We start from the raw sequence: 20,767 nt of genomic DNA, 5'->3' as shown, positions 1-20,767 counted from the left end.
AGTACACACATAAGCCAGCCTTCGAGCTGGCTTATGCGTATTCAAGACATAACTATTTGGGAGTGACTGCAGAGCATGTTCCGTAATTCGTATATTCAGCAGAACTCTGATATCCAGGCCGCCGGCGGCCTGGTCCCGATGGTTGTCGAGCAATCTGCTCGTGGCGAACGCGCCTATGACATCTACTCGCGCCTGCTCAAGGAACGAGTGATCTTTCTGGTGGGTCCTGTAGAGGACTACATGGCCAACCTGATCTGTGCGCAACTGCTGTTCCTTGAAGCGGAAAACCCGGACAAGGACATCCATCTCTATATCAACTCCCCGGGCGGTTCGGTGACTGCGGGCATGTCGATCTACGACACCATGCAGTTCATCAAACCCAACGTATCGACCACTTGCATCGGTCAGGCATGCAGCATGGGCGCGTTCCTGCTTACCGCAGGTGCTCCGGGCAAGCGTTTCTGCCTGCCGAACTCGCGCGTGATGATTCACCAGCCACTGGGCGGTTTCCAGGGCCAGGCGTCGGACATCGAAATCCACGCCAAGGAAATCCTCTTCATTCGCGAGCGTCTGAACACGCTGATGGCCAAGCACAGCGGCCGTACTCTGGAAGAAATCGAGCGCGACACCAATCGCGACAATTTCATGAGTGCAGAAGCGGCGAAGGAATATGGCCTGATCGACGAAGTGATCAACCAGCGCCCAGCTTAAAATAAGCGACGCATAGAGGCCTGGTCGGCAAGTCCGATCAGCAGCGGGCTTGAAAAAGCCCGCAATAGCCTTCATCTTGTGTTGCAAGCCTATCGGATTTGGATCGAACGAATGACTGACACCCGCAACGGCGAGGACAACGGCAAGCTGCTCTATTGCTCCTTCTGTGGCAAAAGCCAGCATGAAGTGCGCAAATTGATTGCCGGCCCCTCGGTCTTTATCTGCGACGAGTGCGTCGACCTGTGCAATGACATCATCCGCGAGGAGGTGCAGGAAGCCCAGGCCGAGAGCAGCGCGCATAAATTGCCTTCGCCTAAAGAAATCAGCGGCATCCTTGACCAGTACGTCATTGGTCAGGAGCGTGCGAAAAAGGTTCTGGCCGTAGCGGTGTACAACCACTACAAGCGCCTGAACCAGCGTGACAAGAAGGCTGACGACGTCGAACTCGGCAAGAGCAACATCCTGCTGATCGGCCCGACAGGTTCCGGTAAAACCCTGCTGGCCGAAACCCTGGCCCGCTTGCTGAACGTTCCGTTCACCATCGCTGACGCAACCACCCTCACCGAGGCCGGTTACGTGGGCGAAGATGTCGAGAACATCATTCAGAAGCTGCTGCAGAAGTGCGATTACGACGTGGAGAAGGCCCAGATGGGCATTGTCTACATCGATGAAATCGACAAGATTTCGCGCAAGTCCGACAACCCGTCGATCACCCGCGATGTTTCCGGTGAAGGCGTGCAGCAGGCCTTGCTCAAGTTGATCGAAGGCACGGTCGCTTCGGTACCGCCGCAAGGTGGCCGCAAGCATCCGCAGCAGGAGTTCCTGCAGGTCGACACCCGTAACATCCTGTTCATCTGCGGTGGTGCGTTCTCCGGTCTGGAAAAGGTTATTCAAAACCGTTCCACCAAGGGCGGCATCGGTTTCAACGCAGAAGTGCGCAGCAAGGAAGAAGGCAAGAAAGTCGGTGAATCCCTGCGTGAAGTCGAGCCTGACGATCTGGTCAAGTTCGGTCTGATCCCGGAATTCGTCGGTCGTCTGCCGGTCCTCGCGACGCTGGACGAACTCGATGAGGCTGCGCTGATGCAGATTCTCACCGAGCCGAAAAATGCTTTGACCAAACAGTATGCCAAGCTGTTCGAGATGGAAGGTGTGGATCTGGAATTCCGTTCCGACGCACTGAAATCGGTCGCCAAGCGTGCCCTGGAACGTAAAACCGGTGCCCGTGGCCTGCGCTCGATTCTCGAAGGTGTACTGCTCGACACGATGTATGAAATCCCCTCGCAGTCCGAGGTGAGCAAAGTCGTGATCGATGAAAGCGTGATCGAAGGCAAGTCCAAGCCACTGTATATCTACGAGAACAGTGAGCCGACCGCCAAGGCAGCGCCGGACGCGTAAGCGTCCACCCTGTCGCAGTAAAGAAGGGGCCCTCGGGCCTCTTTTTTTTTATCTGGTTTTTTACAGCCGCTTTACGCTTGTTTTTTTTCAAGGCAGCCCCCATCTTGGTTTCAAGTTCAATTCCATCTGATTACGGCCCTATGGCCGCCGTAGAGGCGAAATCATGAAGACAACCATCGAATTGCCTCTCTTGCCATTGCGTGATGTCGTGGTTTATCCGCACATGGTTATCCCGCTGTTCGTGGGGCGCGAGAAATCCATCGAAGCCCTCGAGGCCGCGATGACGGGCGACAAGCAGATCCTGCTGCTGGCCCAGAGAAACCCGGCTGACGACGATCCCGGTGAAGATGCTCTCTATCGCGTAGGTACCGTCGCCACGGTTCTGCAACTGCTGAAGCTGCCTGACGGCACCGTCAAGGTGCTGGTCGAAGGTGAGCAGCGCGGTACGGTCGAGCGCTTCAGCGAGGTCGACGGCCACTGCCGCGCCGAAGTTTCGCTGATTGAAGAAGTCGACGCCGCCGAACGCGAGTCCGAAGTGTTCGTGCGCACGCTGCTTTCGCAATTCGAGCAATATGTACAGCTGGGCAAAAAGGTCCCTGCTGAAGTCCTGTCGTCGCTTAACAGCATCGATGAGCCGGGTCGTCTGGTCGACACCATGGCCGCGCACATGGCGCTGAAAATCGAGCAGAAGCAGGAAATCCTCGAAATCGTTGATCTGTCGGCCCGTGTCGAACACGTGCTGGCGCTACTGGATGCCGAGATCGACCTGCTGCAGGTCGAAAAGCGCATCCGTGGCCGGGTCAAGAAGCAGATGGAACGCAGTCAGCGCGAGTACTACCTGAACGAGCAGATGAAGGCCATTCAGAAAGAACTCGGCGACAGCGACGAAGGCCACAATGAAATCGAGGACCTGAAAAAGCGTATCGACGCTGCCGGTCTGCCGAAAGACGCCCTGGCCAAGGCAACTGCCGAACTGAACAAGCTCAAGCAGATGTCACCAATGTCCGCCGAAGCCACCGTGGTGCGCTCGTACATCGACTGGCTGGTGCAGGTGCCGTGGAAGGCGCAAAGCAAGGTGCGTCTGGATCTGGCACGTGCGGAAGACATCCTCGATGCCGACCACTACGGTCTGGAAGAGGTCAAGGAACGCATCCTCGAATACCTCGCCGTGCAGAAGCGCGTGAAGAAAATCCGCGGCCCGGTGTTGTGCCTGGTTGGTCCTCCGGGCGTGGGTAAAACCTCGCTGGCAGAGTCGATCGCGCATGCCACCAACCGTAAATTCGTGCGCATGGCCCTCGGTGGCGTGCGTGATGAAGCGGAAATCCGTGGCCATCGCCGCACCTACATCGGTTCGATGCCAGGAAGATTGATTCAAAAGATGACAAAAGTGGGTGTGCGCAACCCGCTGTTCCTGCTCGATGAAATCGACAAAATGGGCAGCGACATGCGTGGCGACCCGGCGTCGGCGTTGCTGGAAGTGCTCGATCCGGAGCAAAACCACAACTTCAACGATCATTATCTGGAAGTCGATTACGACCTCTCCGATGTGATGTTCCTGTGCACCTCGAACTCGATGAACATTCCGCCGGCGCTGCTGGACCGGATGGAAGTCATCCGTCTGCCCGGCTACACCGAAGACGAAAAGATCAACATCGCCGTCAAATACCTCTCGCCAAAACAGATCGCCGCCAACGGTCTGAAGAAGGGCGAGCTGGAATTTGATGAAGAAGCGATCCGCGACATCATTCGTTATTACACCCGCGAAGCCGGTGTGCGTGGTCTTGAGCGCCAGATTGCCAAGGTTTGCCGCAAGGCCGTGAAAGAGCACGCGATGGAAAAACGCTTCTCGGTGAAAGTGACAGCTGACCTGCTCGAGCACTTCCTCGGCGTGCGCAAGTTCCGCTACGGCTTGGCCGAGCAACAGGATCAAGTAGGGCAGGTGACTGGCCTGGCCTGGACTCAGGTCGGTGGCGAATTGCTGACCATTGAAGCGGCGGTGATTCCGGGTAAAGGGCAGCTGATCAAAACCGGTTCGCTCGGCGACGTTATGGTCGAATCGATCACTGCCGCGCAGACCGTTGTGCGCAGCCGCGCCAAGAGTCTGGGCATTCCGCTGGACTTCCATGAGAAGCGCGACACGCACATTCACATGCCTGAAGGCGCCACGCCGAAGGACGGCCCAAGCGCTGGCGTCGGCATGTGCACGGCGCTGGTTTCGGCCTTGACCGGCATTCCGGTGCGCGCCGATGTGGCCATGACCGGTGAAATCACCTTGCGTGGTCAGGTCCTGGCAATTGGTGGTTTGAAGGAAAAACTGCTGGCGGCTCACCGCGGTGGAATCAAGATCGTGATTATTCCGGAAGAGAACGTGCGCGATCTGAAGGAGATTCCTGACAATATCAAGCAGGATCTGCAGATTAAACCGGTTAAATGGATTGACGAGGTCCTGCAAATTGCGCTGCAATACGCGCCGGAGCCCTTGCCGGATGTGGCTCCGGAGATAGTTGCCAAGGACGAAAAACGTGAGTCTGACTCTAAGGAAAGAATTAGCACGCATTAATAGGCTTTTGCCTGGGGGGCTTCCTTGACAGTTTTTTAGAGCCCTTGTTATAAAGCGGCTCTTAAGTGTCTGTAGGCCATTCAGCACTCGTTTTTGCTTTCACCAAAAAAACTTAGAATCATCTCAAAATAGATATAAGGGGACTTAGAGTGAACAAGTCGGAACTGATTGATGCTATCGCTGCATCCGCTGATATCCCGAAAGCTGCTGCTGGCCGTGCGCTGGACGCTGTAATCGAATCCGTCACTGGCGCTCTGAAGGCTGGCGACTCCGTTGTTCTGGTTGGTTTCGGTACTTTCTCCGTGACGGACCGTCCGGCTCGTACCGGTCGTAACCCTCAGACCGGCAAGACTCTGGAAATCCCGGCTGCCAAGAAGCCAGGTTTCAAAGCCGGTAAAGCACTGAAAGAAGCTGTTAACTAAGTTTTCAGGTTTTTACCCATCCGGGTCGGGGTCAAGCCTGACTTGGCAGCGGAGCGGTAGAGCAGGCCACTGAGAAAGTCGCCTGTAACGCCGGGATCGAGGGTTCGAGCCCTGTCCGCTCCGCCAGTTACGAGAAGGCGCATCCTCGGATGCGCCTTTCTTCTATCCGGATTCTACCCACGCTCCACGGTTGCCTAAATTGAAGTTCAACCGTTTCTGGGGGACGCATGCTGCAGAATATCAGGGACAATTCACAAGGCTGGATTGCCAAGACCATTATCGGAGTCATCGTTGCACTGATGGCTTTGACCGGTTTCGATGCCATTTTCCAGGCCACGACTCATAAAAATGAGGCGGCCAAGGTCAATGGCGAAGAAATCAGCCAGAACGAGCTGAGCCAGGCCGTTGACATGCAACGCCGTCAGCTGATGCAACAGTTGGGCAAAGATTTCGATGCTTCCTTGCTCGATGAAAAAATGCTCCGTGAATCGGCCCTCAAGGGTCTGATCGATCGCAAGCTGTTGTTGCAAGGTGCCGAACAGGCCAAATTCGCTTTCTCCGAAGGTGCGCTGGATCAAGTGATCCTGCAGACGCCTGAATTCCAGGTGGACGGCAAGTTCAGCTCCGAGCGTTTCGACCAGGTAATCCGCCAACTGGGTTACAGCCGCATGCAGTTCCGCCAGATGCTGGCGCAGGAAATGCTGATCGGCCAGCTGCGCGCTGGTGTTGCTGGCAGCGGTTTCGTCACCGACGCCGAAGTGCTGGCATTCGCCCGTCTGGAGAAACAGACCCGCGATTTCGCCACGCTCAACGTCAAGGCTGACCCGGCCGCGGTGAAGCTCACCGACGACGAGGTCAAGGCTTACTACGATGAGCACGCCAAAGAGTTCATGACCCCGGATCAGGTGATTATCGATTACGTCGAGTTGAAGAAGGCGTCGTTCTTTGACCAGGTCGCCGTCAAGGATGAAGACCTGGAAGCGGCTTATCAGAAAGAAATCGCCAACCTGTCGGAACAGCGTCGCGCGGCGCATATCCTGATCGAAGTGAACGACAAGACCACCGAAGCTCAAGCCAAGGCGAAGATCGACGAAGTTCAGGCGCGCCTGGCCAAGGGCGAGAAGTTCGAAGCGCTGGCCAAAGAGTTCTCGCAGGATCCGGGTTCGGCCAACAATGGCGGTGATTTGGGTTACGCAGGTCCTGGTGTTTACGACCCGGCGTTCGAAAAGGCCTTGTACTCGCTGGGCAAGGATCAGGTCTCCGAGCCGGTTCGCACCGATTTCGGTTATCACCTGATCAAGTTGCTGGGTGTCGAAGCGCCTGAAGTGCCGACCTTGGCCAGCCTGAAAGACAAGCTGACCCGTGAGCTGAAAGCCGCGCAGGTCGAGCAGCGGTTCGTTGAAGCGACCAAGCAACTGGAAGATTCGGCGTTCGAAGCGTCCGATCTGGCGCAACCTGCGGCCGATCTGAAGCTGACCGTGCACACTTCCAAGCCGTTCGGCCGTGAGGGTGGCGAAGGCGTTGCGGCCAACCGTGCCGTGGTCACCGCGGCATTCAGCCCTGAAGTAATTGATGAAGGCGCCAACAGCACTGCCATCGAGCTGGATCCGGAAACCGTGGTCGTGTTGCGCGCCAAGGAACATCTGAAGCCTGCGCAGTTGCAGCTGGAAAGCGTGAATGCGGCGATCCGCACTCAGTTGACCAAAGAGCATGCCAGCGCAGCCGCCAAGACCCGTGCCGAGAAGCTGATTGCTGATCTGCGCGACGGCAAGGCGCCACTGGACAAGGCGATCGACGGTCAGAGCTGGAAAGTCACCGAAGCGGCGACCCGTGGTCAGGAAGGTGTTGACCCGGCGGTGTTGCAGGCGCTGTTCCGCATGCCGAAGCCGGCCGCCAAGGACAAGCCGACGTTCAGCAGTGTGACGCTGCCGGACGGTAGCCTGATGATCGTGCGCTTGAACGGCGTTAACGAAGCGGCTGCGCCGACGGAAGAAGAGAAGGCGCAGTACCGGCGGTTCCTGGCTTCCCGTGAGGGGCAGCAGGATTTCGCGGCGTACCGCAAGCAGTTGGAGAGTCAGGCGGATATCGAGCGGTTCTGATAGCTGACTGGAGACATGGGAGCCCCGGCCTTTTTAGGTCGGGGCTTTTTTTTGCGTCTTGGCGGCCTTTGGGCCGACCAGGCTCCTGGTGTTTTGGGTGATTATCCGTTGCTTCGGTTGTGGCATATGGCGGTTTCGCCCTTACGGCGAGTCCCTTTTTCAGACGCCAAAAAGGAACCAAAAGGCTTTGCTCCTGCGTTCGGCCCTCGCAGGCTCGGGTTCCTTCCGATGTCGCTGGTTAGGCAAGATCAAAGGCACTCGAGCTAACGCTCATTGTTGAGTGGTTAGAAGCGCCGCATGGCTAGGGATTTGTGGTGGATTCGCCCCTCACCCCAGCCCTCTCCCCGAGGAGAGGGAGCCGATTTGTGGGCTTTTTAAAGTCTGAATTCGACTCGGTATTTCATGTCAGCGTATCTCTTCCAATCACCACGGTCGGTTCCCTCTCCCTTCGGGAGAGGGCTAGGGTGAGGGCTTTTGATTTTCGGACAGACTCAAGCATTTCCCGGCAATCCAGGCGTCACCTATCCGGCAGGTGGAAATCCATGTCTGCGAGCCTTGACCGTCACCCCCACGGTCAAAACCAGCAAGCCTGCAACAATCCACGGAAATGTTCCTGCACCGAAGTCTTCAAGCATTAGGCCGCCGATCAATCCTCCGCCCGCAATTCCGACATTCCATAGCGTCACCAGCATCGATTGCGCGGTATCGGCTGCGTTGCTCGCGGTTTTCGCTGATGCGGTTTGCAATAAGGATGGCATTGCGCCGAAGGCCAGTCCCCAGATGGCGATGGCGGCGTAAACCACGCTCGGCGAGTCGCGCCACAGGCCCAGCGCGAGCGCGGACAGCATGAACAGCGCGGCACTGATCAACACCAGTTCGCGTAGCCAGCGGTCAATCAGGACGCCTACGATCCATAAGCCCAACACCGATGCGAGGCCGAATACCAGCAACACCCGGTCGACCGTTGCATCAAGTCCGGACGGCTGCAAAAAAGGCGCGATGTAGGTGTACAGCAGATTGTGTGCGACCACGTAGGTAAGGGTTACAAACAATACCGGGCGTACGCCGGGCCAGGTAAATACCTGCCGCAAAGGGATGCGGTGTCCCGCGCGTTCGCCGGCAAAGTCCGGTACCAGCCAGCGTACCCATATCACCAGCACGATGGTCAGCCCGGTCATGATCGCGAAGCTCAGGCGCCAGCCGACCAGCGTACCGAGCAAGGTGCCTGCGGGGATTCCCAGCGACAGCGCCAGAGGTGCACCGAGCATCGCTACGGTAATGGCACGTCCTTGCAGGTGCGGGGCGACCATTCGGCTCGCGTAACCCGCCAGTAGCGCCCAGAGCAGACCGGCGAACACGCCGGCAATAAAGCGTGCGATCAGGCTTAGCCAGTACAGCTCCGACACGGCGGTGATGCTGTTGGCGATCGCGAAACCGGCGACAGCGGACAGCAGCAGTGGTTTTCGGCGCCAGCCTCGGGTGGCGATCGTCAGCGGAATCGCCGCCAGGATCGAGCCGAAAGCGTATACGGTGATCAATTGCCCGATCAGTGCCTGCGAGACATTCAGCCCGCTGCTCATCTGTGGCAACAGACCGGCCGGCATGGCTTCGGTCATGACCGTGATGAATCCGGCGGTGGCCAGTGCCAGCAGCGCGGCGAGGGGTAAGCGTTCGGGTTGATCGAAAGCGGTGCAAGCGGGTTGAGCATCGTTCATGAGCGGCTTCCATGTGCGAATTTGACGAGAAGCGCAGAGTAGGGCGCTGCACGGCGATGAAAAACGGGTTAAGGTTCCGAACATATCGGACATGGATGTCAGCAATGGGGGAGTGGTATGGATAGCCTTGGCAGTATTGCGGTGTTTGTTCAAGTCGCCGAGACGCGCAGCTTTACCGAGGCTGGCAGGCTACAAGGTGTCTCATCGTCGGCGGTGGGCAAAAGCATCGCGCGGCTGGAAGCCCGACTGGGCGTGCGGCTATTTCAGCGCACCACCCGCAGCGTCACGCTGACCAGCGAAGGCGCGATGTTTCTTGAGCGGTGCCGAAAGATTCTTGCAGAAGTCGAAGCGGCGGAATTCGAACTGTGCGACGCCTCCGCCAAACCTCACGGCAGGTTGCGCATCAGCCTGCCGCAGGTGCATGGGCTGGTGATGCCGGTCATGGCTGAGTTCATGGCGATGTACCCGCAAATCGAGCTGGACCTGGATCTGACCGATCGCATGGTCGATGTGGTGGAAGAGGGTTTCGATGCCGTGATCCGCACAGGCAAGCCCCGCGACTCGCGCCTGATGGCGCGACGATTGGGTACCTTTCACATGGTATTGGTGGCCAGTCCGGCGTATCTGCAGCAGCGTGGCGTACCGCAGGCGCCGGCTGATCTTGCCGCTCACGCATGCCTGCGGCACACCTTCCATGCCACTGGAAAACTGGAAGCCTGGCCATTGATCCGCGAAGAGGGGGCCGTGGAGCCGACGTTGCCCGCCCGCTTGGTCAGTACATCGATCGAAGCGGTGAGCCATGCGGCGCTGGCCGGGATGGGGATTGCCTGTCTGCCTGATTTCATGACCCGCGAAGCCGAGGCGCAAGGACGCTTGCGTCGGGTGCTCGATGCGCACCTGGAACACACCGGTGAGTTTTGGGTCCTATGGCCATCGAGTCGTCACGCCACGGCGAAATTGCGCGTGTTCATCGATCATTTGGTGTCGGGCCTTTTCCCCGCTACGCAGATGACATAGCGTTGTAACCGTTTCAAGACACTATTCCATGCGCCGCGGGGTTGCGATCTGTTGCACAATACGCCCCGGACTGTTTTCTCTCAGGATGTTCAATGTTGATTTCCATTCCCTTGCGTATAGCCGGGTTGGCGCTGTTGTTGGCTGCCGTTGCTGGCTGTTCGAAAGACAAGCCGATGTATGAGCACGAGAACTTCGACGACTCCGGTACGTTTTCGCGCAATTATCCGGTGACGGATGTGGCCAGTTGCGAAGCGGCGCGGCGGGCGTTGCTCAGTCAGGGCTACATCATTACCAGCAGTGATCCGAAACTGGTCAGCGGGCACAAGAGTTTCCAGCAGACTGGCGATACCCACATGGAGATCAGTTTCAATGTGGTGTGCGCCGATGACGGCAGTGCCGGGCACCATGCGACGATGTTTGCCAATGCCTTGCAGGATCGTTATGCGCTGAAGAAGACCAATAACTCGGCCAGTCTCGGTGTGGGTGTGTTGGGCTCGGTGTCGATGCCGATCGGCTCGTCTGACGACTCGATGGTCAAGGTTGCCAGTGAGACGGTCACTGCGCAGAAGTTCTACGAGCGTTTCTTTACCCTGGTCGAGCAGTTCCTGCCGGCGGATGCGAAGAAGGCTGCGCATATCGAGGAGAAGCCCAAGGCTGACCTTGGTGTGCCTGAGGCGAAAGCGACGCCAGCACCGGCACCTGCGCCGCTGGTACCGACACCTGCAGCGGAACCTGCGGCAACGCCTGCGCCTGCTGCAGAGCCAGCCCCGGCTCCGGCGGAAACCGCGCCAGTCGATTCCCAGCCGGTGGTGCCGCCTGCGGAGCCGGCGCCGATTACCCCTGCACCCGTTGAGGCGCCGGCGCCGGCCAGCGAAACCATCACACCGCCAGCGAACCCGGACATTCCGCCGCCGTCCGAGCCGATTCCGGCGATGCCTGCGTCCGGGCAATAATTCACTTCAACAAAACCCTGTAGGAGCGAGCCTGCTCGCGATGAGGGTGTGTCAGTCGACGACGCTGTTGCTGACGCACCGCCTTCGCGAGCAGGCTCGCTCCCACAGTGGTATCCGGGGCAGCTTAAAGATTGGTTACATTCCCCTGACAATCCCCCCGCGATAAATCCCCAACCACCTGCTACGTTTTATTCATGAAGGCTGCGTTTCACTTTTCCTTCACACGGGCACTTTATGCTCGGGGCACAGGTCGATTGATCAAGCCATTTTTCATGACGAGCAGTTGGGGGATTTATACGATGGATGAGTATCAGGAAGAACTGCTCGAATACCAGGCCTACGAACTGGATCAACCAGAACCCGCAGACGACGCAACCGAGCTCTGAGCTTGCAGCTTCTAGCTTGTAGCTGCTTCAAGCCCGGATTCGATGACTGCGGCGAAACTCGCCCGGCGTCTGGCCGCTCCAGCGCTTGAACGCTCGCTGGAATGCTTCGGCTGAAGCAAAGCCGAGCAGGTAGGCGATTTCGCCGAACGCCAGTTCGGTGTCGCGGATGTAGGTCATTGCCAGGTCCCGCCGTGTGTCGTTGAGGATGGCGCGAAATTGTGTGCCTTCTTCGGCCAGTTTGCGCCGCAGCGTCCAGGTCGGCAGTTTCAGGCGTGCCGCAACTTCTTCAAGATCCGGTTCGCGACCGCCGTTAAGCAAAGGACCCAGCAGTTGCGTGATGCGTTCGCGCAGGCTGCGGGTTCGCGTCAGTTGCTCAAGTTCTCGCTCACACAGTTGCAGCAGATGCCGCCAGGTACTCGGGCAATGCTCCGGGTTGCGCTGTGCGAGGCTGTCCAGATTCAGGCGCAATTGGTTGCCCTCGGCACTGAACTGGATCGGGCAATCGCCAAGCGAGTTGTAGGCCTGGCGATAATCGGGCTCGGCAAATTCGATCTCGATGCGCTCGGCCCGCAGCGGCTGACGGCTGATGGTGGAGAGCTGATTGAGCCAGCCGGCGACGATCGAGTCGACGACGAAGCGGTTGTAGGCGTTGTACGGGCTGATCGAATAGAAGCGCAGCCACGCGCCATGGGCATCTTCGTGAAAGCTCGATTGGCCGCGATAGTTCGAGCCGTACAAGGGTTCGAAGCGGATCAGGCAGCGCGCAGCTTCGCGCACAGTCGGCGCTTGCGCGGCGGTGACGCCGGCAAGCCCGGCCTGGCTCAGACGACTGAGTTGGCCCATGCGCAAACCCAGCGCGGCGTCGCCGGTCAGTTGAATCGCTGCGTGGCCCAGGCGCATGTAGCGAGGGATCGACAAGCGCGCACCCGCTTCGGCCAGTCGCGCCGCGTCTAGGCCGTATTGTTCCAGCAGCGGCTGTGGGTCGAGGCCATGACTGCGCACGGCGTCGGCGAGGCTATGAACGAAGCCTACCGACAGATCACCGAGGCGCATCGGCTGTGGCTTCATGGCTTACAGCCAGATATTCAGCAAGCGCGCGCCACGGGCGTCGCCGTCGGAGAAATGCTGACCGTTGCTGCTGAGAAAACTCTGGCCGGAACTGGCTTTGTCCCAGAACTGCCCGCGCATAAACACGCTGACGCCGGCAATCGCCCGACTGCTCGGTGGCTGGGCAGTCAGGGTCAGGCGGTGCCAGGCCTGGCCCTCAGTGACTTCACCGGGCTTGAGGCTCACCGAACCGGGTGTGCTCGAGCCTTTGTAACCGCGCCACGGTTGATTCCAAGCGTCCTGGCCGAACAACTGCGCCGGCACGGCGACCAATTGCGCGTTTTGCTCGTCGAGCGTGCGGTAGTTTTGTGGATACCAACTGTCGCTGCCGATCAGTACGCCGAGACGTCCGGCGGGGGTGTCGACCACGTTGATGCGCTCTTTGTCCTCCGCCCGGATTACGTCACGTTGAGCGAACACCGGGTGCATTTGGCGCTGCGGCTGGCCGAGTGGCACGCCGTCGCGGCCAAACACCACGCTGCTGTTGTAGAGCGGGCCGCTGCCCGGTTTCAGCCGTCCATCGCGAATTTCCGGCTCCGGCAACACGATCGAGCCGGCCACCAGGGTCACGCGAAATTCCTTGGCCAGACCGCCAAACAGCGCCTGATATTGCTTGGCCATGGATTTGGCTTTCATGCGCAGATGGGCGTCGTTGAGACGATCGTTGCCGCTGGCCCGCAACCAGGCGCGGGCGAACAACAACGGATTGCTCGCCGCCAGCCAGTTCATCGCCTCGTCAACGGTCGGGGCTTGATACAGCTCGTCTTTTTCACCGCTGAGCAGCAGCCAGGTGCCGATGTTTTCCGGCAAGACCACGACGGTTTTTTCATTCAATAAGCCTTGATCCTGCGCCTGCTGCAAATAGGCGGCGAGCTTGCGGTGCAGGCGTTCGGGGCTTTGATAGTCGGTGGGAAACAGTTCGGGCTGGATGCCCAGCAGATTGCCACGGTCGGCGGGTGTGCCCTGGTCGACTGCCAGTTTGATGCGCAGGTCCGACAGGTAATGCCCGACCGGCCGGTCCGCCGCCCACATTGCGTAGGTGGTGAGGGCAGCCACAAGGGCCATGGAAAACGTCAGGTACAAAAGTTTGCGCATGAAAACCAACAACGACCGGGTGCAGGGTATGGCGACTAGGGTAGGGCGCATGGCGGCGATTGCCAAGGGGCGCTGCGCATTTGGATCAATAAGTTGTCAGTTACGGTCATTGAGCCGCAGCGAGGCGGCTCTTAGTCTGTTGAGCATGACTGACGGGAGCCGCAGAGCGCCCGCAATTTTTCCGTGATTGCTCGTTGTGGAGTTACCGATGACCGCCGCTCATTACCCGCACCTGTTGGCCCCGCTGGACCTCGGATTCACGACGCTGCGCAACCGCACCCTGATGGGCTCGATGCATACTGGCCTGGAAGAGAAACCGGGTGGTTTCGAGCGTATGGCGGCGTACTTTGCCGAGCGTGCGCGTGGCGGTGTTGGCCTGATGGTCACCGGCGGTATCGGCCCGAATGACGAGGGCGGCGTGTATTCCGGCGCAGCCAAGCTGACCACCGAAGAGGAAGCGCTCAAGCACCGCATCGTCACCCGCGCGGTGCACGAGGCGGGCGGTAAGATCTGCATGCAGATTCTGCACGCCGGCCGTTATGCCTACAGCCCGAAACAGGTCGCGCCGAGTGCGATCCAGGCGCCGATCAACCCGTTCAAGCCCAAAGAGCTGGACGAGGAAGGCATCGAGAAGCAGATCAGCGATTTTGTCACCTGTTCGGTGCTGGCGCAGACTGCCGAGTACGACGGCGTCGAGATCATGGGCTCCGAAGGTTATTTCATTAACCAGTTCCTCGCCGCACACACCAACCACCGCACCGACCGTTGGGGCGGCAGTTACGAAAACCGCATGCGCCTGCCGGTGGAAATCGTACGTAGGGTGCGCGAAGCGGTTGGCCCGAACTTCATCATTATTTTCCGACTGTCGATGCTCGATCTGGTCGAGGGCGGCAGCACCTGGGACGAGATTGTCACCTTGGCCAAAGCCATCGAGCAGGCCGGCGCGACTATTATCAACACCGGGATCGGCTGGCACGAAGCGCGGATTCCGACCATCGCCACCAAAGTGCCGCGCGCCGCATTCAGTAAAGTCACGGCCAAGCTGCGCGGTTCGGTGAGCATTCCGCTGATCACCACCAACCGCATCAACACCCCGGAAATCGCCGAGCAGATTCTCGCCGAAGGCGATGCCGACATGGTCTCGATGGCGCGGCCGTTCCTTGCCGATCCGGATTTCGTCAACAAGGCCGCTGAAGGCCGCGCCGACGAAATCAATACCTGCATCGGCTGCAACCAGGCGTGCCTCGATCACACCTTCGGCGGCAAGCTCACCAGTTGCCTGGTCAACCCGCGCGCCTGTCATGAAACCGAGCTGAATTACCTGCCGGTGCAACAGATCAAGAAAATCGCCGTGGTCGGTGCCGGCCCTGCCGGGTTGTCCGCTGCGACCGTGGCTGCCGAGCGTGGCCACCAGGTGACGCTGTTCGATTCGGCCAGCGAAATCGGTGGCCAGTTCAATATCGCCAAGCGTGTGCCGGGCAAGGAAGAGTTTTTCGAAACCCTGCGTTACTTCAAGCGCAAGTTGCAGACCACTCATGTCGAGGTGTGCCTGAACACCCGCGTCGATGTGGCGAAACTGGTCGAGGGCGGCTACGACGAGATCATCCTCGCCACCGGCATCGCTCCGCGTGTGCCGGCGATTCCGGGTGTCGAGCATGCCAAGGTGCTGAGCTACCTGGACGTGATTCTCGAGCGTAAACCAGTGGGCAAACGCGTGGCGGTCATCGGCGCTGGCGGTATCGGTTTCGACGTGTCCGAATTCCTCGTCCACCAAGGTGTGGCGACCAGTCAGGATCGTGCAGCATTCTGGAAGGAGTGGGGCATCGATACGCAGCTGGAGGCCCGCGGTGGTGTTGCCGGGATCAAAGCCGCGCCGCATGCCCCGGCGCGTGAAGTGTTCCTGTTGCAGCGCAAGAAAACCAAGGTCGGCGACGGCCTCGGTAAAACCACGGGGTGGATCCACCGTACCGGTCTGAAGAACAAGCAGGTGCAGATGCTCAACAGCGTCGAATACCTCGGTATCGATGACGACGGCCTGCACATCCGCATCGGCGAAACCGCTGAGCCGCAAGTGCTGGCGGTGGACAACATCGTGATTTGCGCGGGGCAGGATCCGCTGCGTGAGTTGCACGATGGCCTGGTCGAGGCAGGGCAGAATGTGCACTTGATTGGTGGCGCTGACGTGGCGGCGGAGCTGGATGCCAAGCGCGCGATCAATCAGGGATCGCGTCTGGCGGCAGAACTTTAAGCTCAACGCCGGACCTGTGGGAGCGAGCCTGCTCGCGAAAGCGGAGTGTCAGCCAATACAACTGTCGACTGACACGACGCCTTCGCGAGCAGGCTCGCTCCCACAGGGACTGGCGTACGCTGGAAGATTGTTTGCGCCTGGCTGTTAAGATGCCGGCTCTTTGCAACAGAGCCGGCATTCATGCTTTTGCCCCCCGCCAACTGGCTACCCCAAGCCCCTCTCGAACACCTCTGCCTGGACTGGCTCAGCGCTGCCGGCATCGAAGTGGCGATTTTGCGTCTCGACCGGATCGACCCGCTGATCAGCGGCAACAAGTGGTTCAAACTCACCGAACACCTCGAAGCAGCCGAGCGTGCCGGCGCCGAAGGCATCATCAGCCTCGGCGGTGCGCATTCCAATCACCTGCATGCGCTGGCAGCGGCGGGCAAGCGCCTGGGGTTCGCCACGGTGGGCCTGCTGCGCGGGCACGCGCAGCAAACGCCGACAGTGAGTGATTTGCAGGCGTTTGGCATGCAACTGCACTGGTTGGGTTACGGTGGTTATCGCGCGCGTAACGAGCCTGGATTCTGGGAGCCTTGGCAGGCGCAATATCCACAGCTGTATGCGGTGCCGGAGGGTGGCGGGGGATTGGCCGGCGCATGCGGCTGTGCGGCCATTCATTCTCAGGCGCAAGCGCAGTTGACGGCGCTGGGCTGGAGCGATTATCACGCCTGGTGGCTGGCCTGCGGCACTGGCACGACGCTGGCCGGGCTGGTGCTCGCCGAGGCCGGTGCAAGACACGTTTATGGTGCGTTAGCGGTGCCGGAAGATCATGGCGTCGCGGCGCAGGTCGAATCGATTCTGCAACAGGCCGGGCAGGGTAGCGCCGATTACACCTTGATCGATGCCAGCCGGGGCGGTTTTGCCAGGGTCGATCCGGCTTTGCTGGGGTTTATCGAACAGACCGAGCAGGCCAGCGGTGTGCCGCTGGAGCCGCTGTACACCGGCAAAGCCTTGCTGGCGCTCAAACAGCAGGTCGAGGCCGGTGGGTTTGCGCCGGGTACGCGGCTGCTGTTTGTCCACAGCGGTGGCTTGCAGGGTCGGCGTGCCATGCTCGCCGGCCGCTGACGCTCAGCCGCGCTTGGGCATCATCCGCAGCAGCGTGTTATCGCGCACCACGTAATGGTGATAAATGCCCGCCAGCGCATGCAGGCCGATCAGCCAGTAACCGATGGTCGCGATCAGCACATGCCAGCCTTCGACTTGTTTGGCGAACGCCTTGTCTTCACCGACCAGCAGCGGCAGATCGAAGCCGTAAAACATCACTTGATGGCCCTCGGCGCTGGTGATCAGCCAGCCGAGAATCGGCATGCTGAGCATGAACAGGTACAACGCCCAGTGCATCAGCCGCGCCAGCAGCGTTTGCCACGCCGGGGAGGCCGGAAAGATTTTCGGCGCCGGGCCGAGGCTGCGTGCGAGCAGGCGAAACCACACCAGCACGAATACGGTCAGGCCGAGCAGGTAATGCATTTCGCGGATCAGCGTGCGGCCGCCACTGCCCTTGGGGAACAGGCCGCGAAACTCCATGCTGGCGTAAACCAGCACCAACAGCACCAGCATCAGCCAGTGCAGCAGAACCGAGACGGTGCTGTAGCGCGATTCGGAACTTGTCCACGGCATTCGGGATTACCTCACGGATCAGGGTCGCAACGGCCGTTCTCAATGACGGCATGGGTTAACTGTAATCCGCTTTGGCGCAATTGCCCGAGGCTGACTGGACTTTCCCTGCGTTGCGTCAGTCCCAGGCGTAAAAAAACGCCAATGTCGCGATGACAGTGGCGCTTTTTCTGCAACAACCGAGGGAATCAACTCGATTGCGGCATTTCACCCTTGGCCAGCCGCTGGTTGATGTCAGCGATCACCTCGGGCAAGTCGCTGATGGTGTCGATCATGTAATGCGGGCGCGAACCTGCGAACAGCGCGTGAATGCGCTTGCGCTCGCTGGCCAGTTCGTCGCTGTCCAAAGCGCGGAAACCGTCGTAATCCAGACCCAGCGCATTGCCCGAGCAGATCAGCGCGACGGTCCACATCCCGGCGCGGCGGCCTTCGAGAATGCCCGGTACGGTGTCGTCGATCTTCACGCAGGCGGCCACGTCATCGATGCCCAGCGCAATGACGTTAGCCAAGGCCTGCGCCGGCCATGGGCGGCCGTTCGGCACTTCATCGGTGGCGACCACATGGTCGGCCACATAACCATTGCGCGCGGCCAGTTCGACCACCTTGTCCATCACCTGTTTCGGATAGCCCGAGCAGGAACCAATCTTGATCCCTTGCTCGCGCAGGTTGGCGATGGTCTCCAGTGCGCCGGGAATCAGCGCCGAGTGCTCGGCGATTTTTTCGATCTGCAGCGGCATGAAGCGGTTATAGATCGCGGTCACGTCATCATCGGTCGGCGTGCGGCCGAATGCCTTGCGATAACGCTCGGCGACCTGCGGTTGATCGCACAGGGTGCGGATGTGGTCCCACTTGCCCATACCCATCGGGCCACGGGCTTCTTCGATGGACACTTGCACGTCGAACTCGGCGAACGCCTCGACGAAAATCTGCGTCGGCGCGAACGAGCCGAAATCGACCACGGTGCCGGCCCAGTCGAGGATGGCGGCTTGCAGCTGGGTTGGGTTGTTGTAGTTCATGTCGGTCAAATTCCTGTATGGCAATGCAATTCAAATGTAGGAGTGAGCCTGCTCGCGATGAGGTCGTGTCAGTCGACGAAGATGTTCAATGTACGACCGCTATCGCGAGCAGGCTCACTCCTACCGGGGGGGGGTGTGTAGGGTTCAGATATCGAGCACTTCCATTTCGCGCAGTACCTCACCGACGGCCGCGACGGCTTCGCGCATTTGCTCGGGGGTGACGTGGCCGATGCAGCCGACACGGAAGGTTTCCACCTGGGTCAATTTGCCCGGATAGAGGATGTAACCCTTGGCCTTGACCCGCTCGTAGAACTCCTTGAATTGATAACGCGGGTCCTTCGGTGCATGGAACGTGGCGATGATCGGTGCCTGAATGGCTGCCGGCAGAAAGCTGCGCAACCCGAGCTTGCCCATCGCTTCCATCAATGCCTGGCAGTTGGCGGCATAACGCGCATGCCGCGCCGGCAGGCCACCTTCTTCTTGGTATTGCTGCAGGGCTTCGTGCAGCGCCGCGACCACATGGGTCGGCGGGGTGAAGCGCCATTGCCCGGTTTTTTGCAGGTAGGTGTGCTGATCGAACAGGTCCATGGCCAATGAATGCGAATGGCCGGCGGCAGCGGCCAGTGATGCTTTGCGTGCGAAAACAAACCCCATCCCCGGCACGCCTTCCAGGCATTTTCCGGAGGCTGCGATCAGTGCATCGAATGGGACCTTCTGCGCATCCACCGGCAGCGCGCCGAACGAGCTCATGGCGTCGATGATCAGGCGCTTGCCGTGCTGCGCGACCTCTGCAGCGATCTCTGCCAAGGGGTTGAGAATGCCGGTGCTGGTTTCGCAATGAATCAGTGCGACGTGGGTGATTGAGCTGTCCGCGCGCAGCAGACGGTCGACGTCGGCGGCGGTGGTCGGCTCGTCTTCGGCGGTTTCGAAGGTGCTGAACGAGCGGCCGAGCACTTCACAGATTTTCGCCAGACGCTTGCCATAGGCGCCGTTGATCAACACCAGGACCTTGCCATCACGCGGCACCAGCGTGCCGATGGCCGCTTCGACGGCGAACGTGCCGCTGCCCTGCAATGGCACGCAGTGGTGAGTCGCGGCGCCATTGACGATCGCCAGCAATTGCTCGCACAAGCTGGCGGTCAGTTGATTGAAGCGGTCATCCCAGGAACCCCAGTCGACCTGCATCGCCTGGCGAGTGCGGGCCGAAGTGGTCAACGGGCCGGGGGTGAGCAGGATGGGTTCGGCAATACTCATGGCGGGTGTCCTCGGGTGGCGCTGGGGATGAAGCTACGGCGCATACGTTGCAATTCGCCGTTGCATCAATCAAATTGTTTGTTGTTATGCCAGCCATCAGTGAGAGTTATTCATGAACCTGTTCCAGCTGCGCGCCTTCGATGCCGTCGCCCGTGAAGGCAGCTTCACCCGCGCCGCTGCGCGCTTGTTCATCAGTCAGCCAGCGGTCACCGGGCACATCAAGGCGTTGGAGGAGCACTACCAGATCACTCTGTTGCGGCGCACCGCGCGACGGGTGGAGCTGACCGAGGAGGGCACCCGACTCGCCGCGATCACCCGCGCGATGTTCGGTCTGGCCGAAGAGGCGCAGACGATGCTTGAAGCCAACCGGCAATTGCTCACCGGGCGCCTGGAAGTGGCAGCGGATGGCCCGCACATGGTCATGCCGATGCTCGCCAGTCTGCGTGCGCGATATCCCGGCATCACCGTGAATCTGCGCCTGGGCAACGCGCAGGAAACGCTGGCGGCGTTGCTGTCCGAGCATGCGGATGTCGCGGTGCTGACCGAGGTCGAGCCGCGCAAAGGGTTGCATTTGCAAGGCCTGAGCGAATCGCGGATCTGCGCGCTGGTACCGGCGGGGCATCGCTGGGCGAATCGCGCCGGGGAAGTGAAACTCAGCGAACTGGATCAGGTGATCATGGTTTTGCGCGAGCCGAGTTCGATCACCCGGCGCACCTTTGACCAGGCGTGTGCGCAGGCGTCGATTCAGCCGCGGGTGTTGCTGGAGCTGGACAGTCGTGAGGCGGTGACCGAAGCAGTGGCGGCCGAGTTGGGTGTCGGGGTGGTGTCCTCGGTGGAAGTCAGCCATGACCCGCGTGTGGTGGCGATCCCGATTGCCGGGCAAGGATTGCTCAATCGGCACATGCTTGGCTGTGTGGAGCGCCGACGCGAGTTGCGCTTGATTCAGGCGTTTTTCGATCTGGCGCCAGCCTGACAGACCGCAGAGCCTGCAATCGCCAGCAGGCTGGCTTGTATGGTAGGACTCGAAGGGGTGGGTGGGACCTCAAGCTGGCTTCTGACTGTTAGCCGCAGTACAGACCGTGGGAGACATCGCCCCACCCCTTCCACCAAAGCGCCGATAAAGAATGCTTCGT

16 protein-coding genes are annotated in these 20,767 nt (G+C 59.9%); 10 read left to right on the top strand and 6 right to left on the bottom strand.

All coding sequences use genetic code 11. From position 1 onward, the window contains the following. Positions 1-75 precede the first annotated feature (75 nt). The 5 genes from clpP (at position 76) to ACGSLL_RS22660 (ending at position 7,187) form a co-directional block, all read left to right on the top strand. Positions 76-711, top strand: a complete 636-nt coding sequence (clpP, locus tag ACGSLL_RS22680) for an ATP-dependent Clp endopeptidase proteolytic subunit ClpP (protein WP_007951559.1) — start codon at positions 76-78, stop codon at positions 709-711. Positions 712-822: 111 nt separating this feature from the next. Next, complete coding sequence (gene clpX / locus ACGSLL_RS22675) at positions 823-2,106, top strand: ATP-dependent Clp protease ATP-binding subunit ClpX (RefSeq protein ID WP_016775335.1); 1,284 nt, start codon at positions 823-825, stop codon at positions 2,104-2,106. A gap of 163 nt (positions 2,107-2,269) precedes the next feature. Next, positions 2,270-4,666, top strand: a complete 2,397-nt coding sequence (gene lon, locus ACGSLL_RS22670) for an endopeptidase La (RefSeq protein WP_394508004.1) — start codon at positions 2,270-2,272, stop codon at positions 4,664-4,666. A gap of 149 nt (positions 4,667-4,815) precedes the next feature. Then, positions 4,816-5,088, top strand: coding sequence for an HU family DNA-binding protein (locus ACGSLL_RS22665; protein WP_003183171.1), 273 nt, complete (start codon positions 4,816-4,818; stop codon positions 5,086-5,088). A 227-nt stretch (positions 5,089-5,315) separates the two neighbouring features. Further along, entirely contained in the window at positions 5,316-7,187 is a 1,872-nt protein-coding gene (locus ACGSLL_RS22660; protein ID WP_394508003.1) for a SurA N-terminal domain-containing protein, read from the top strand. A gap of 521 nt (positions 7,188-7,708) precedes the next feature. Here ACGSLL_RS22660 and ACGSLL_RS22655 read toward each other — a convergent pair. Beyond that, a complete protein-coding gene (locus ACGSLL_RS22655; RefSeq protein WP_394508002.1) occupies positions 7,709-8,902 on the bottom strand; it encodes an MFS transporter in 1,194 nt (397 codons plus the stop codon). A gap of 117 nt (positions 8,903-9,019) precedes the next feature. Here ACGSLL_RS22655 and ACGSLL_RS22650 point away from each other — a divergent pair, with 117 nt between their 5' ends. Both ACGSLL_RS22650 and ACGSLL_RS22645 read left to right on the top strand, forming a co-directional pair. Beyond that, positions 9,020-9,919 (top strand): LysR family transcriptional regulator, encoded by a 900-nt coding sequence (locus tag ACGSLL_RS22650; protein ID WP_394508001.1) that lies wholly within the window; start codon positions 9,020-9,022, stop codon positions 9,917-9,919. A gap of 92 nt (positions 9,920-10,011) precedes the next feature. Next, complete coding sequence (locus tag ACGSLL_RS22645; RefSeq protein ID WP_394508000.1) at positions 10,012-10,872, top strand: DUF2242 domain-containing protein; 861 nt, start codon at positions 10,012-10,014, stop codon at positions 10,870-10,872. Between the two features lie 413 nt (positions 10,873-11,285). On the opposite strand, the gene ACGSLL_RS22640 is transcribed toward ACGSLL_RS22645, so the two are convergent. Together ACGSLL_RS22640 and ACGSLL_RS22635 are read right to left on the bottom strand one after the other, a co-directional pair. Further along, positions 11,286-12,326 (bottom strand): AraC family transcriptional regulator, encoded by a 1,041-nt coding sequence (locus ACGSLL_RS22640; protein ID WP_394507999.1) that lies wholly within the window; start codon positions 12,324-12,326, stop codon positions 11,286-11,288. A gap of 3 nt (positions 12,327-12,329) precedes the next feature. Then, positions 12,330-13,460, bottom strand: coding sequence for a carbon-nitrogen hydrolase family protein (locus ACGSLL_RS22635; RefSeq protein ID WP_394507998.1), 1,131 nt, complete (start codon positions 13,458-13,460; stop codon positions 12,330-12,332). A 208-nt stretch (positions 13,461-13,668) separates the two neighbouring features. Between ACGSLL_RS22635 and ACGSLL_RS22630 the strand changes: the two genes are divergently transcribed. Continuing rightward, positions 13,669-15,708: an oxidoreductase gene (locus tag ACGSLL_RS22630; protein WP_394507997.1), complete on the top strand. Its 2,040-nt coding sequence runs from the start codon at positions 13,669-13,671 to the stop codon at positions 15,706-15,708. Between the two features lie 180 nt (positions 15,709-15,888). Continuing rightward, the gene (locus ACGSLL_RS22625; protein WP_394507996.1) at positions 15,889-16,815 is read left to right on the top strand and encodes a 1-aminocyclopropane-1-carboxylate deaminase/D-cysteine desulfhydrase; all 927 of its coding nucleotides are present in this window, start codon (positions 15,889-15,891) and stop codon (positions 16,813-16,815) included. 3 nt (positions 16,816-16,818) lie between these two features. Here ACGSLL_RS22625 and ACGSLL_RS22620 read toward each other — a convergent pair whose 3' ends face one another. The 3 genes from ACGSLL_RS22620 to ACGSLL_RS22610 all read right to left on the bottom strand — a co-directional run bounded on the left by ACGSLL_RS22620 (position 16,819) and on the right by ACGSLL_RS22610 (position 19,634). Next, the gene (locus tag ACGSLL_RS22620; RefSeq protein ID WP_208940577.1) at positions 16,819-17,367 is read right to left on the bottom strand and encodes a cytochrome b; all 549 of its coding nucleotides are present in this window, start codon (positions 17,365-17,367) and stop codon (positions 16,819-16,821) included. A gap of 185 nt (positions 17,368-17,552) precedes the next feature. Continuing rightward, positions 17,553-18,380, bottom strand: coding sequence for a phosphonoacetaldehyde hydrolase (gene phnX / locus ACGSLL_RS22615; RefSeq protein WP_394507995.1), 828 nt, complete (start codon positions 18,378-18,380; stop codon positions 17,553-17,555). 144 nt (positions 18,381-18,524) lie between these two features. Then, positions 18,525-19,634, bottom strand: coding sequence for a 2-aminoethylphosphonate--pyruvate transaminase (locus tag ACGSLL_RS22610; RefSeq protein WP_394507994.1), 1,110 nt, complete (start codon positions 19,632-19,634; stop codon positions 18,525-18,527). A gap of 112 nt (positions 19,635-19,746) precedes the next feature. On the opposite strand from ACGSLL_RS22610, the gene ACGSLL_RS22605 reads away from it, so the two are divergent. Then, the gene (locus tag ACGSLL_RS22605) at positions 19,747-20,607 is read left to right on the top strand and encodes a LysR substrate-binding domain-containing protein (protein WP_394507993.1); all 861 of its coding nucleotides are present in this window, start codon (positions 19,747-19,749) and stop codon (positions 20,605-20,607) included. Positions 20,608-20,767 lie beyond the last annotated feature (160 nt).

This window comes from Pseudomonas retamae, from assembly GCF_043496865.1.
Classification (GTDB): domain Bacteria; phylum Pseudomonadota; class Gammaproteobacteria; order Pseudomonadales; family Pseudomonadaceae; genus Aquipseudomonas; species Aquipseudomonas retamae.
The sequence above is the reverse complement of the archived record's forward strand: the minus strand, read 5'-3'. Positions and strand labels throughout refer to the sequence as shown.